Genomic DNA, 13,475 nt, shown 5'->3' with positions numbered 1-13,475 from the left:
TACTTCTGACTAAAAAACATCAACTTTGACCATTACGAAACTTGCATGGCGTGACCTGGTTCCGGATACCGAGAGCTATCAGGAGCTGTTTGCACAGCCAGACCTCACAAAAGAACACAAATTCATACTTAGCGAGACACAACCGCGTTTGCATTACGCGCTGGAGCAGATGTCATCCCCATGGGCTACATCTCCTTTCATGCTGCTCAAAGCCCCGGAAGAAGCCGAGTATCTGACGCTTCTCGGTGATGCCATGCGCCAGTTGCAGCCAAAAACGAATGCCGTTTTTGGTGGTCAGTATCATATTGCCGGACGCGACGTGACATTCGAACCTGCCACGCAGGCAGATGGACTGTTCGCTGCAAAAGGCGAGGTGATCACCGCCAACTGGGTGGAAGCAGAACAGTTGTTCGGCTGCCTTCGTCAGTTCAATGGCGATGTTTCACTGCAACCCGGGCTGGTACACCGCGCTAATGGCGGCGTATTGCTCATCTCCCTTCGCACACTGCTTGCGCAGCCGCTGCTGTGGATGCGCCTGAAAACGGTGGTGACGCAGCAACGTTTAGACTGGGTAGGCTTCGACGATTCACGTCCTCTGCCTGTTTCCATTCCGTCTATGCCGCTGTCGCTGACCGTCGTGCTGACGGGTGACCGTGAATCACTGGCTGACTTCCAGGAAATGGAGCCAGAACTCGCGGAGCAGGCGGTTTACAGCGAATTTGAAGACAATATTCAGATTGCAGATGCCGATGACATGGCGCAGTGGTGTCAGTGGGTTATGGCCGTGGCGGAACGTTTCGCGCTGCCCTCACCTGCCGAGGATGCGTGGCCGGGCTTAATCCGCGAGGCCGTACGCTACACCGGCGATCAGGAAACCCTGCCGCTCTGTCCGCTCTGGATCGGCAAACAGCTGCGTGAAGTGGGCGTTATCAGCGGCAACGGTACGTTCAACGGTGAGCAACTGTGCCAGATGCTGGCCCAGCGTGAATGGCGCGAAGGCTATCTTGCTGACCGTATGCAGGATGAAATTCTGCTTGAACAGATTCTGGTGGAGACCGAAGGCGAACGTATCGGGCAAATCAATGCCTTGTCCGTCATCGAGTTCCCCGGGCACCCACGCGCCTTTGGTGAGCCTTCCCGTATCAGCTGTGTCGTACACATTGGTGACGGCGAATTTACCGATATCGAACGCAAGGCCGAACTGGGCGGAAACATTCATGCCAAAGGCATGATGATCATGCAGGCATTCCTGATGTCTGAACTTCAGCTCGAGCAGCAGATCCCCTTCTCTGCCTCGCTGACCTTTGAGCAGTCCTACAGTGAAGTCGACGGCGACAGCGCCTCAATGGCAGAGCTGTGCGCCGTGATCAGCGCGCTTGCAGACGTGCCGATTAACCAGAATATTGCGATTACCGGGTCCGTGGATCAGTTTGGCCGTGCCCAACCGGTGGGCGGACTGAATGAGAAAATCGAAGGCTTCTTCGCAATCTGCCAGCAGCGCGGTTTAAACGGCAAACAGGGCGTGATAATTCCGGCACCTAACGCTCGCCATTTGAGCCTGAGCCAGGCGATTCTGGATGCGGTAGAGCAGGAACAATTCACCGTCTGGGCCATCGAAGGGGTTGAGGATGCACTACCCTTACTGACAAACCTGGTCTGGGACGGCGAAGGCCAGACAACCCTGATGCAGACCATTCAGGAACGTATAGCTCAGGCGACACAGCAGGATGCTCGTCATCGTTATCCGTGGCCGTTACGCTGGTTAAGTTGGTTTAGTGCGAACTGATCGGACTTGTTCAGCGTACACGTGTTAGCTATCCTGCGTCCTTCACTAAAATAAGGCTTACTGAGAACATGGTAGATAAACGCGAATCCTATACTAAAGAAGACCTTCTTGCCTCTGGTCGCGGTGAACTGTTTGGCGCGAAAGGCCCGCAGTTACCAGCCCCAAATATGCTGATGATGGACCGTGTCGTGAAAATGACCGAAACCGGCGGCAACTTTGATAAGGGTTACGTAGAAGCAGAACTCGATATCAACCCGGACCTGTGGTTCTTCGGTTGCCACTTTATTGGCGATCCGGTAATGCCTGGCTGCCTGGGCCTCGATGCCATGTGGCAGTTGGTTGGCTTCTATCTGGGCTGGCTTGGCGGTGAAGGCAAAGGCCGTGCGCTGGGCGTAGGCGAAGTGAAATTCACCGGTCAGGTTCTGCCTACCGCGAAGAAAGTCACCTACCGTATCCATTTCAAACGCATCGTTAACCGCCGTCTGATTATGGGCCTGGCGGACGGTGAAGTGCTGGTTGATGGTCGTCTGATCTATACCGCGAACGACCTGAAAGTGGGTCTGTTCCAGGATACCTCCGCTTTCTGATAACGGATTTTAGCCCCTTCCAGAAAGGCGAAACCTCCGCATTGCGGAGGTTTCTTTTTAAAGAGACGGTATCAAGCAAGTACTGCCCTGTCTCCGATGGCTTCTCGCCAGCCCCCTAGCCATTGGGACCTTTGATTCAGGGCCTGATAGGGACACATTTCTTTAGAACGTCCGGCGATGCCAGCCTGATAACCACGTTGATGAGCCCTTTCCAGGCGATCTCGTTTCTGTCTCTTCATGCCTCGTTTCCCTCATTCTTTTGTCTGGTGGAAAGAAAACAGTGGTTGCAATATGTGCAAGCACAGTTAACGAATACCCCGAATCTGCGTCAGCGTCAACGTTCAAAATTCATACGGGTGTCATATTTGTGAGCTACATGGAAGATCGTTTGTACAAAAAGTGTGATGCGGGACAAGTAACAACCTGAACGTAAAACGAAAAAAAAGCCGCAATCAGCAAGAAGCTGAGTGCGGCTTTCGTCGATGAATTTTACTTATGGCAGGCGGGAAATCTCTCTTGCTATAGTAGCCGACTCCTGTGCCCATCCCTGCGCAAGTACTTTCACCATTTCGTCATAGCCATCTTTCTGCTGCTTGAGTTCAAGATGGAAAGGACGCTTAATCAGCTGACCCTGGTGATTCAGCAGCCACTCCCCGCTGATAACAACGGCACCATCATAGCGGCCATGGAATCCCGTCACGTTAACATTCAGAGTGTCCTGATCGCTTCCCAGAGGCTGCGAGGCAACGACCCAACCGGGGAGCTGGCTGCTCAGATTCGCCACCAGCGTATTGCGTAGCTGCTGATCCAGCGGGCTGGCCCACAGGTTGTTGTTGGCGATTACGTACTGCACATCGCTGGTCTGGTAGACCACCCCATTGCCCGCCAGGTAATCTGGCACGGCAACCTGCTCAACCCACAGCAGACGGCTGCCCTGCGAGGCGCTGCTCTGCGCCCCCGACTGCGCGCTTAACGGCAGCTGGTAGTAGCTTTTGTTATCGCTTCCAGAGCTACAGGCCGTTAATACCAGTGCGCCTGCGATGATTAGCCATTTTTTCATTGTTTCGCCCTCTTAGGCTCAGGATCCTTTTTATCTTTCGCTTCAAACACCAGCGCGTTGCTCTTTTCATTGAGCGTTTTCAGAACGGGCTGTAGCTCGCGTAAAACCTGATCAAGACGTTGCATATCCGCCACCATCTTGTTGTAGGCCGCTGAGCCCGGCTGGAAGCCCTGCATACTGCGATTCAGTTCACGCAACGTTTTCTGCATATCCTGCGGCAGCTGCTGCATGGACTGGTTGGCCGTGATCTTGTTGATATTATCCAGGGTGGTTTGCAGACGTTGCATCGTCGCCTGGCTCTGATGCAGTGATCCCGTCGCAGCCTCAAGCATTGGATTCAGCGGCAGATTGTTGATCTTATCCAGCGTTTCCATCAGACGCTGTTGGATCTGCGCCAGGCCACTGCTGACCGTAGGAATGATTTTGTAGCCGCCAAATTCACGGACTCCCGTCATAGGTGGCGCTTTTGGATAGAAGTCCATATCGACATACAACGCCCCTGTCACCAGGTTGCCGGTTTTCAGCGAGCCACGCAGACCGCGATTCATCAGGTCGCTGATATGCTCCCCAATATCCTGATCTTCACCTATCTGGTTAATTAAACGCTCAGGCTCAATGCGTATCAGCACCGGAATACGATAATCATCATCAAGCATTTGCTTGAGTCCCGGAACAAAGTAAGGCACTTGCCCCACTGTACCCAGACGGATACCGCGGAACTCAACTGGCGCTCCTGGCTGCAAGCCGCGTACAGAGTCCTTAAAGAACATCAGATAATCGATGTGATCGGTATAGAGCGCATCCTGAATGCTTTTTTGATCGTCAAACAATCTGAAGGCGGTTTTTTCCGCCACCGGTTGTCCCAGATCTATACCTTCCGGCACGTCAAAACTGACGCCCCCACCAAACAGCGTGGTGAGTGAACCCATCTCAACGCGCATCCCCGCAGAGGTCAGATCCACAGCGATCCCACTGTCTTTCCAGAAACGAACGTTACTGGTCACCAGTCGGTCATTAGGCGCATTGATAAATAGCTGATAGCTGATGGTCCGTTTTTGCGGATCGAAGGTGCTCGTTTCAACCGAACCGACACGATACCCACGGAACAGCACCGGATCGCCCGGCGAGAGCTGGCCCGCTTTTTTGCTGTCCAGAATGACGCGGATCCCTTTTGCATCCGGTGGCGCAAGCGGCGGTGAATCCAGCAACTGATAGTTTGCTGGCTGGGCGCCTTTATTGCCGGGCTGGAGTTCAATGTAAGCCCCTGACAATAGCGTCCCTAAGCCGCTGATCCCTTCTCTTCCGACCTGCGGTTTCACCACCCAAAAAACGGAATCTTCATGGAGCAGTTTTTCCATGCCAGCATTCAGGCGGGCCTTAATTTCAACATGGGTTAAATCATCCGTCAGGGTCGCGCTTTCCACGACACCCACATCCACGCTGCGGCTCTTGATGGTGGTTTTTCCGCCCTCAATTCCCTCTGCATTGGTGGTAATTAGCGTGACTTCCGGTCCCTGATGGCTGTAATGATAAAACAGGATCCATGCACCGATCAGCGCGGTCACGATGGGGAAAATCCACACCGGCGACCAGTTTCTGACCTTCTGCACTTTAGCCTCTCCACTCTTATTTTCCATGCTCTTACTCTTCCTCATGGCTTGAATCGGGCTCACGATCCCACGATAAACGAGGGTCGAAGGTCATGGCCGCAAACATGGTCATAATGACGACCAAAGCAAACATCAGCGCTCCCATAGCGGGATAAATACTCATCAGCCCACCCATACGCACCAGCGCTGAGAGAACCGCAATCACGAACACGTCAATCATCGACCAGCGGCCAACAAATTCCACGACCTCATAAATCAGATGCATGCGCTCACTGTCACGCTTACCGTGCCCTTTTGCATCCCAGCAAAGCCAGGCAATGGCAATCATCTTTAAGGTCGGAACCATAATGCTGGCGAGAAATATGACGCCTGCAACAGGGTATGACCCTTCGCTCCACAGCAAAATCACCCCGGCAAGGATGGTCGAGGGCATTCTGTCGCCGAGCAGATCGGTGATCATGATCGGCAAAATATTGGCGGGCAGATAGAGCATGACAGAGGTCACCAGCAGCGCCATGGTCCATTGCAGGCTATTTTTGCGTCGGACGTGACCTTTTGTTTCACAGCGGGGACACACCTCGACATCCGCGGGCAGCACGGCGGTGCAGCAGGAGCAGGAGCGCAGCCCCTGACGGATACCCGGTACGCCCACCTTTACCGTCTGCGAGAGCGTCGGTGCCGGGGCAATATCGTCCCAGGTCCAGCGTCGGTCCACGCACTGGAAAGCGCGCAGTTGCAGCACGCAATACAGACACCACGGAATAAAGCTACTGCCAATCCCCACATCGCCGTAGGCCATCAGCTTCACGAAGCTGACCAGGATACCCGCCAGAAAAATTTCCGCCATCCCCCAGCTTTTCAGCTGGAACAGGATCCGCGCGAGTTTGATTTTAAGGGCGGTGGGCATCCTGACGCGATTGACCAGTAACAGAATGACGACCAGGCAAAAAGCCGGGACTATCTGCACGAACAGAAGAAAGAAGGTGCCAAGGCTGGCGTAATCTTCCGAAAACATCACGCCTGGAATTTCCAGTAACTCCACCTGGCTTACCATCCCGCCCACTTTCATAGAGATGAAAGGGAAGAGATTGGAGAGCAGTAACATGAACAGGGCTGCCAGTGCGTAAGCCGTAGGACGCTGCCTTGGCGCGTCCCACTCGGTCGTCAGCGTAGCTCCGCAGCGCGGGCAGGCAGCCTTATGTCCGTGACCAAGCTCTGGCAACGCCACGAGCATATCGCATTGCGAGCATAAAATATGCCGATCGGCATGGTGCTGGTCACACATAGATTATCCCTGTTTATGCGCCGTTTTTCAGAGACTCAAGGTACTCCCAGCGCTCAAATGCCTCTTCCAGCGCCTGCTCGGCCTGGGAGAGTTCAGCCAATACTTTCTGAGTATAGTCGTGAGGCTGCGTAAAGAATGACGCATCAGCGACCTGAATTTGCAGTGCTTCCAGTGCCGCTTCCAGCTCTTCCAGACGCTGCGGCAGCCCTTCGAGCTCGCGCTGCAAGTTATAGCTCATTTTAGCAGGAGACTTTTTGACAGTTTCTGCTTTCACAACAACAGGTTCAGCGAGATTTTTGGTCTTCGCCTGTTTTTGCGCCAGCGACTGCGATTGCTGTCCACGCGCGTCATGATAGCCGCCCACATATTGACCGATGCGTCCTTCGCCTTCGAAGATCCAGCACTCGGTCACGGTATTATCGACAAATTGACGATCGTGGCTGACCAGCATCACGGTTCCCTGATAGCCATCAATCAACTCTTCCAGCAGTTCCAGCGTTTCGACATCCAGATCGTTCGTCGGTTCATCGAGAATCAGTAAGTTACTGGGTTTCAGGAACAGGCGCGCCAGTAAAAGACGGTTACGCTCACCGCCGGACAGCGCGCGCACAGGCGTCAGGGCGCGTTTTGGGTGGAACAGGAAGTCCTGAAGGTAGCCCAGCACGTGACGCGGCTTGCCGTTAACCATCACCTCCTGTTTACCCTCTGCGAGGTTGTCCATCACCGTACGGTCCGGATCCAGCTCTGCGCGATGCTGGTCAAAGTACGCTACTTCCAGCTTGGTACCACAGTGAATACGACCGCTGTCGGCCTGCAACTGGCCCAGCATCAGTTTCAACAGCGTGGTTTTGCCGCAGCCGTTTGGACCAATAAGCGCAATTTTGTCGCCGCGCTGAACCTGTGCGGAGAAATCGTTCACCAGCACTTTGCCGTCAACCGAATAACTCACGTTCTCCATTTCGAAGACAATCTTGCCCGAGCGGGACGCCTCTTCCACCTGCATTTTGGCGCTACCCATGACTTCACGGCGTTCGCTACGTTCGCGGCGCATCGCCTTCAGGGCGCGAACGCGGCCTTCATTACGGGTACGACGCGCCTTGATGCCCTGACGGATCCATACCTCTTCCTGCGCCAGCTTGCGGTCGAACTCGGCGTTTTGCAGCTCTTCCACGCGCAGGTTCTCTTCTTTCTCCAGCAGATAGGTATCGTAATCGCCCGGATAGGTCACCAGCTTGCCGCGGTCGAGGTCGACAATGCGCGTGGCCATGTTGCGGATGAACGAACGGTCGTGGGAGATGAAGATAATGGTGCCATTGAAAGTTTTCAGGAACCCTTCCAGCCAGTCAATCGCTTCGATATCCAGGTGGTTCGTTGGTTCGTCCAGCAGCAGTACCCTGGGCCCGCTCACCAGGGCACGGCCCAGCGCGGCTTTACGCAGCCAGCCGCCGGAGAGCGCCGACAGCTCCATATCCGCTTCCAGGCCAAGCTGAGCCAGCACTTCGTTAATGCGGTTTTCCAGCTGCCACAGGCCATGGTGATCGAGCATCTCCTGCACTTTTGCCAGCTCGTTGAGATTTTTGTCGCTCGGGTCGGTCATGACCAGATGCGAAATCTCGTGGTAGCGCTTGAGGTATTCCGCCTGCTCTGAAATTCCTTCGGCCACAAAATCGTACACGCTGCCGGTAACGTTACGCGGCGGATCCTGTTGCAGACGAGAGACGACCAGATCCTGCTCGTAAACAATACGGCCGTCGTCCAGCCCCTGCTCACGGTTGAGGATTTTCATCAGCGTCGATTTACCTGCGCCGTTACGGCCGACCAGACAGACGCGCTCGTTATCTTCGATATGCAGCTCTGCATTATCAAGAAGCGGTGAGTCGCTGAAAGAGAGCCACGCGCCGTGCATACTAATTAAAGACATTTATTTTTCCTTTCAGACCGCGGAGATCAGCCAGCAGTTGTGGATTTGACGGTTACGGGCAAAGTCCTGAGACAGCGTTTTTTGGCTGATTTCTTGTGCTTTCAGTCCCAGTTCGGCCAGGCCGTCGTGATCCATGCGGAATCCGCGCTTGTTATTCGAGAACATAATGGTACCGCCTTTACGCAGCAGACGCTTAAGGTCGGTCATCAGGCGCAGGTGATCGCGTTGAACGTCAAAGCTATCCTCCATACGCTTGGAGTTAGAGAAGGTCGGCGGATCGATAAAGATCAGATCAAACTGCTCGTCGGTATCGCGCAGCCAGCCCAGCACGTCGGCCTGTAACAGGCGATGCTGACGACCGGTTAAGCCGTTAAGACGCAGGTTGCGCTCTGCCCACTCCAGATAAGTACGGGACATATCGACCGTGGTGGTACTACGCGCCCCACCAAGCCCTGCATGAACGCTGGCGCTGCCGGTATAGGAGAACAGGTTCAGGAAGTCTTTGCCCTTACTCATCTGGCCCAGCATGCGGCGGGCGATGCGGTGATCGAGGAACAGACCGGTATCAAGGTAATCGGTCAGGTTAACCCACAGGCGCGCGTTATATTCGCCCACTTCGATGAAGTCGCCCTTCTCGCCCATCTTCTGATACTGGTTTTTGCCTTTCTGACGCTCACGGGTTTTCAGCACCAGCTTGTTTGGCGAAATGCCGAGTACGGCGATGGTGGCCGCAATCACATCCAGCATACGCTGACGCGCTTTTTGCGCATCAATGGTTTTCGGCGGGGCGTATTCCTGAACCACCACCCAGTCTGCATAGCGGTCAACCGCCACGTTGTATTCCGGCAGATCAGCGTCGTAAAGGCGATAACATTCGATGCCTTCCTGCTTCGCCCACTTCTCAAATTTCTTCAGGTTTTTGCGCAGGCGGTTGGCATAATCTTCCGCCACGCCAGACGGTTTGCTGTCCGCTGCTATCTCTGCCAGATGGTAGTTTTTCTGCACGCAGTCCAGCGGGCCGTTTTTCGCCTTGAACTGGCGATCGGCACGTAATTGCAGGCAGCTCAGCAGCTCCGGCGAGGCGCTAAACAGGGAGAGGTTCCAGCCGCCGAAATGCGCTTTCATGTTGCGGCCCAGCAGGCTGTGTAGCGCAATCAGCGCTGGCTCACTGCCAAGACGCTCACCATACGGCGGATTGCTGATCACCGTACCGTACGGGCCTTTTGGCAGCGGATTGGTCAGGTTCGCCACATCTTTGACGTCGAAGGTCACCAGCTCACCGATACCGGCTCGACGGGCGTTGCTGCGCGCGCGTTCAATCACCCGTGGGTCGTTGTCCGAACCGTAAAAGTGAGAGGTGTACTCCGCCAGCCCTTTACGGGCACGGGTCTGCGCGTCGTCTTTGACCTCTTTCCAGAGGGCTTCATCGTGCTGCGCCCAGCCTTTGAAGCCCCACTGTCCACGATGCAGCCCTGGCGCGCGGTCGGTGGCCAGCATCGCGGCTTCAATCAGCAGCGTACCGGAACCGCACATTGGATCGAGCAGCGGCGTACCCGGCTGCCAGCCGGAGCGCATCACAATAGCGGCGGCCAGTGTCTCTTTGATTGGGGCCATGCCGGTGCGATCGCGATAGCCGCGCAGATGCAGGCCTGCGCCGCTCAGATCCAGGGAAATACTGGCAGTGTCGCCGTTCAGCCAGACGTTGATACGCAGATCCGGGTTTTCACGATCAACGTTCGGACGTTCTCTATTACGACGCGTGAAGCAGTCCACAATGGCGTCTTTGACGCGCAGGGCACCGTACTGGCTGTTGCGGATCTCATCGTTGACGCCGTTGAAATGCACCGCAAAGGTGGCGTCCGGGGTGAAGATCTCTGTCCAGTCGATCATCTGTACACCGGTGTAGAGATCAAGATCGCTGTAGACCTTGCACTCTTTCATCGGCAGCATGATGCGCGACGCCAGACGGCTCCACATCAGGCTCTGGTAAATAAGCCGCGTGTCGCCCTCAAAATGGACACCACCCTGAACCACCTGGCACTCTTTCGCGCCCAGGGTTTCCAGTTCAGTTTTTAACAGCTCTTCCAGCCCACGGGCCGTACTGGCAAACAGAGAATTCATATCGTCACTTTTACTCATAGAAAATTGTCGCGCATTATAGCTAATATGGCGTGTATGTCATAAAGTTGAAGGCTTATTTTATTTAGCGGGAGTGTGCAGTGGCGACGTTATCCAGGCTTTTTATTCATCCGGTGAAATCCATGCGTGGTATCGGCGTGACGCACGCGCTGGCCGATATGAGCGGATTCGCCTTCGATCGTATTTTTATGATCACCGAGCCTGACGGTACGTTCATCACCGCACGTCAGTTCCCGCAGATGGTTCGCTTTACGCCTTCCCCGCTTCATGACGGATTGCATTTGACCGCGCCAGACGGTTCAAGCGTCGTGATCCGCTTTGCTGATTTTGCGCCGGTTGAAGCGCCAACGGAAGTGTGGGGCAATCATTTTACCGCGCGTATCGCGCCGGATAACATTAACCAGTGGCTGAGCGGCTTTTTCTCACGTGACGTTCAGCTGCGCTGGGTTGGGCCTGCGCTGACTCGTCGCGTGAAACGCCACGACGCGGTTCCCCTCTCCTTTGCGGATGGTTTTCCCTTCCTGCTGACCAGCGAGGCCTCGCTGCGTGATTTACAAACCCGTTGCAAAGCCAGCGTGCAGATGGAGCAGTTTCGCCCGAATCTGGTGGTGACCGGAGCGGATGCCTGGGATGAAGATACCTGGAAAGTGATCCGCATCGGCAGCGTTATCTTTGATGTCGTGAAGCCGTGCAGCCGCTGTATTTTTACCACCGTCAGCCCGGAGAAAGGCCAGAAACACCCTTCCGGCGAACCGCTGAAAACCTTGCAGTCATTTCGTACCGCGCAGGATAACGGTGATGTCGACTTCGGCCAGAACCTGATCCCCCGCTCCAGCGGCGTAATCCGCGTGGGCGACGAGGTCGAAATTCTTACCCGCGGGCCTGCAAGAGTGTACGGCGCAGGCCAGGAAGAAGAAATGGTTGACGTTGTCACCAACGTCGCTTCCGCGGTGGATATTCACTGGGAAGGCAAAGTTATTCGTGGTAACAATCAGCAGGTGCTACTGGAACAGCTGGAGCAGGCGGGTATCCGCGTACCTTATTCCTGTCGCGCGGGGATTTGCGGATGCTGTCGCATTAAACTGGTCGATGGTGAAGTGAGTGCCCTGAAGAAATCTGCGATTGGCAGTGACGGCACGATCCTGTGCTGTAGCTGTGTACCGAAAACATCCGTACAGCTGGAAGCTTAAACCGCCTGTTCGAGGCTGAAGGAATCGACGCGCAGCTGAGGCTTCAGCCTGTCATTCATCACTTTGATGGCATCACCTAACTGCATGACTCGCCCGGCAATGGTCAAGCCGGGTTGGGCCAGCAAACAGAGCGCAGCGTTTTCACCGGGTTCAACCACCAGCAGATTCACCTCTTCTTCGGTATCGCTCAGATTGACGCTGGCCGCATCGCCGATAGCCGGGGTCCAGCTCATACCGTGCGCGAGGAAATGCCAGCTTTTCGGCATTTGTGGTTTCAGGAAACGGATCGCCACCAGCGCATTTAGTACCAGTTCAGCGCGCTGTTCTTTGGAGAGATTGAAGTCGCGGCATTTTTCTTCAAAAGAGAAATAGAGTGCAGCGTCGTCAACGCAAAAGCCTGAGGGAGCAAACGCGTCTGGCGTTAACATTCGGCGCGCAAAACGAGAGCGAAACAACATGCCATTGGCTAAGTCGAGCATCATACGGTCATGCTCGTCACAAAAATACCAGCGCCAGTTATCGTCAGGTTTAATTCGCATGTTTCTCTCCCGTCCCCAAAACGTCCTGTACTAAAAATGTCCTGTTTGCCGCTTCGCTTATAACACTAGTAATAAAAGACTATAATGTCTAAATAAGCAACAATGACGGAATATAAAACAACCAGGGCTGGAAATAAAGCCCTGGTTGTCTGATTAAGAGAAAAGATTAGATATGCGTGACAATTTCTTTAATCAATGGCGGCCCTTTAAAAATAAAGCCGGAATAAATTTGCACCAGTGAAGCCCCTGCCGCCATCTTCTCACGTGCAGCGATGACGGAGTCAATGCCACCCACGCCAATAATCGGCAGCTGGCCTTTTAATTCCGCAGAGAGTGCGCGAATAATTTCGGTGCTTTTTAATTGTACCGGACGGCCACTTAATCCACCCGCTTCGTCACAGTTTTTCATTCCCTGGACGAGGGAGCGATCGAGCGTTGTATTGGTCGCAATCACACCATCAATATTATGGCGAACTAAACTGTCGGCAACCTGGATCAATTCTTCTGCCGAAAGATCCGGGGCGATCTTAACCGCGACCGGAACATATTTATGGTGGATCGCCTGTAGTGCCGTTTGTTTATTTTTAATGGCGCTAAGAAGATCGTCAAGCGCTTCGCCATATTGTAATGAACGCAGCCCTGGGGTGTTAGGCGAGGATATATTCACCGCGATATAACCGGCATAGGCATAGACTTTTTCCATACAAATCAGATAGTCATCTTTACCCTGCTCGACGGGCGTGTCTTTATTTTTGCCAATATTAATACCCAGCACACCATCAAAATGGGCTTTCTTAACGTTCTCAACCAGATGATCGACGCCAAGGTTATTAAAGCCCATGCGGTTGATCAGCCCCTCGGCTTCAACCAGGCGGAACAGACGTGGCTTGTCATTTCCCGGCTGCGGACGCGGCGTCACCGTCCCGATTTCGATCGAGCCAAAGCCCATCGCGCCGAGTGCATCAATGCATTCGCCATTTTTGTCCAGACCGGCCGCAAGGCCCAGTGGATTTTTGAACGTCAGGCCCATGCATTGGACGGGTTTTTCCGGCACGTTTTGACGCACCAGCGCGGCCAGAGGCGTTCCTGTAATACGACGTAACTGCTGAAATGTAAATTCATGAGCGCGCTCAGGATCGAGCTGGAAAAGGGCTTTACGAACGAAGGGGTAGTACATGAACTCTCCTGGATTCCCGGTGTGCAAACCGGGAGGGGATTATGTGCGATCCCGCCCGGAAAGGGAATTGACCTGTGGCAAAAAAAAGCCATGTAAAACGCAATCGTTTACTTATCGGTTCGCTTCTTATGCTTTTTTCTGCATTCATCCTGAGGATAAATCATTTAGTGGAATAACCACG

11 protein-coding genes are annotated in these 13,475 nt (G+C 54.2%); 3 read left to right on the top strand and 8 right to left on the bottom strand.

Annotated elements, in window-relative coordinates; translation table 11 throughout:
- Positions 1 to 25: 25 nt before the first annotated feature.
- Both ACQG11_RS18025 and fabA read left to right on the top strand, forming a co-directional pair.
- Complete coding sequence (locus ACQG11_RS18025) at positions 26 to 1,786, top strand: AAA family ATPase (RefSeq protein ID WP_423398051.1); 1,761 nt, start codon at positions 26 to 28, stop codon at positions 1,784 to 1,786.
- 68 nt (positions 1,787 to 1,854) lie between these two features.
- A complete protein-coding gene (gene fabA, locus ACQG11_RS18020) occupies positions 1,855 to 2,373 on the top strand; it encodes a bifunctional 3-hydroxydecanoyl-ACP dehydratase/trans-2-decenoyl-ACP isomerase (RefSeq protein WP_000227926.1) in 519 nt (172 codons plus the stop codon).
- A gap of 71 nt (positions 2,374 to 2,444) precedes the next feature.
- Here the strand turns inward: fabA and rmf are convergent, their stop codons facing one another.
- From rmf to rlmKL, 6 genes are all read right to left on the bottom strand, one after another.
- Positions 2,445 to 2,612: a ribosome modulation factor gene (gene rmf, locus ACQG11_RS18015; protein WP_003858162.1), complete on the bottom strand. Its 168-nt coding sequence runs from the start codon at positions 2,610 to 2,612 to the stop codon at positions 2,445 to 2,447.
- A 254-nt stretch (positions 2,613 to 2,866) separates the two neighbouring features.
- Positions 2,867 to 3,433, bottom strand: coding sequence for a membrane integrity-associated transporter subunit PqiC (gene pqiC / locus ACQG11_RS18010; RefSeq protein ID WP_022647654.1), 567 nt, complete (start codon positions 3,431 to 3,433; stop codon positions 2,867 to 2,869).
- Positions 3,430 to 5,070 (bottom strand): intermembrane transport protein PqiB, encoded by a 1,641-nt coding sequence (gene pqiB, locus ACQG11_RS18005; protein WP_022647653.1) that lies wholly within the window; start codon positions 5,068 to 5,070, stop codon positions 3,430 to 3,432. Before pqiB ends, pqiC begins: the two co-directional genes overlap by 4 nt.
- A gap of 4 nt (positions 5,071 to 5,074) precedes the next feature.
- Positions 5,075 to 6,328, bottom strand: coding sequence for a membrane integrity-associated transporter subunit PqiA (gene pqiA, locus ACQG11_RS18000; RefSeq protein ID WP_022647652.1), 1,254 nt, complete (start codon positions 6,326 to 6,328; stop codon positions 5,075 to 5,077).
- A gap of 13 nt (positions 6,329 to 6,341) precedes the next feature.
- Positions 6,342 to 8,249, bottom strand: coding sequence for an ABC transporter ATP-binding protein (locus ACQG11_RS17995; RefSeq protein ID WP_426728646.1), 1,908 nt, complete (start codon positions 8,247 to 8,249; stop codon positions 6,342 to 6,344).
- A gap of 12 nt (positions 8,250 to 8,261) precedes the next feature.
- Positions 8,262 to 10,370: a bifunctional 23S rRNA (guanine(2069)-N(7))-methyltransferase RlmK/23S rRNA (guanine(2445)-N(2))-methyltransferase RlmL gene (rlmKL, locus tag ACQG11_RS17990; protein ID WP_032622253.1), complete on the bottom strand. Its 2,109-nt coding sequence runs from the start codon at positions 10,368 to 10,370 to the stop codon at positions 8,262 to 8,264.
- A 98-nt stretch (positions 10,371 to 10,468) separates the two neighbouring features.
- On the opposite strand from rlmKL, the gene ACQG11_RS17985 reads away from it, so the two are divergent.
- The gene (locus ACQG11_RS17985; RefSeq protein ID WP_022647649.1) at positions 10,469 to 11,578 is read left to right on the top strand and encodes a YcbX family protein; all 1,110 of its coding nucleotides are present in this window, start codon (positions 10,469 to 10,471) and stop codon (positions 11,576 to 11,578) included.
- Here ACQG11_RS17985 and zapC read toward each other — a convergent pair.
- Positions 11,575 to 12,117 carry a cell division protein ZapC gene (gene zapC, locus ACQG11_RS17980; protein ID WP_023305817.1) on the bottom strand — a complete coding sequence of 181 codons (543 nt, stop codon included), beginning with the start codon at positions 12,115 to 12,117 and terminating at the stop codon, positions 11,575 to 11,577. The genes ACQG11_RS17985 and zapC overlap by 4 nt on opposite strands.
- Before the next feature lie 166 nt (positions 12,118 to 12,283).
- Entirely contained in the window at positions 12,284 to 13,294 is a 1,011-nt protein-coding gene (pyrD, locus tag ACQG11_RS17975) for a quinone-dependent dihydroorotate dehydrogenase (RefSeq protein WP_015570907.1), read from the bottom strand.
- Positions 13,295 to 13,475 lie beyond the last annotated feature (181 nt).

This window comes from Enterobacter cloacae complex sp. 372C4 (assembly GCF_050030615.1).
GTDB classification, from domain to species: Bacteria; Pseudomonadota; Gammaproteobacteria; order Enterobacterales; family Enterobacteriaceae; genus Enterobacter; species Enterobacter intestinihominis.
Note: the sequence above shows the minus strand (reverse complement) of the source record. Positions and strands in the feature narration are given on the sequence as shown.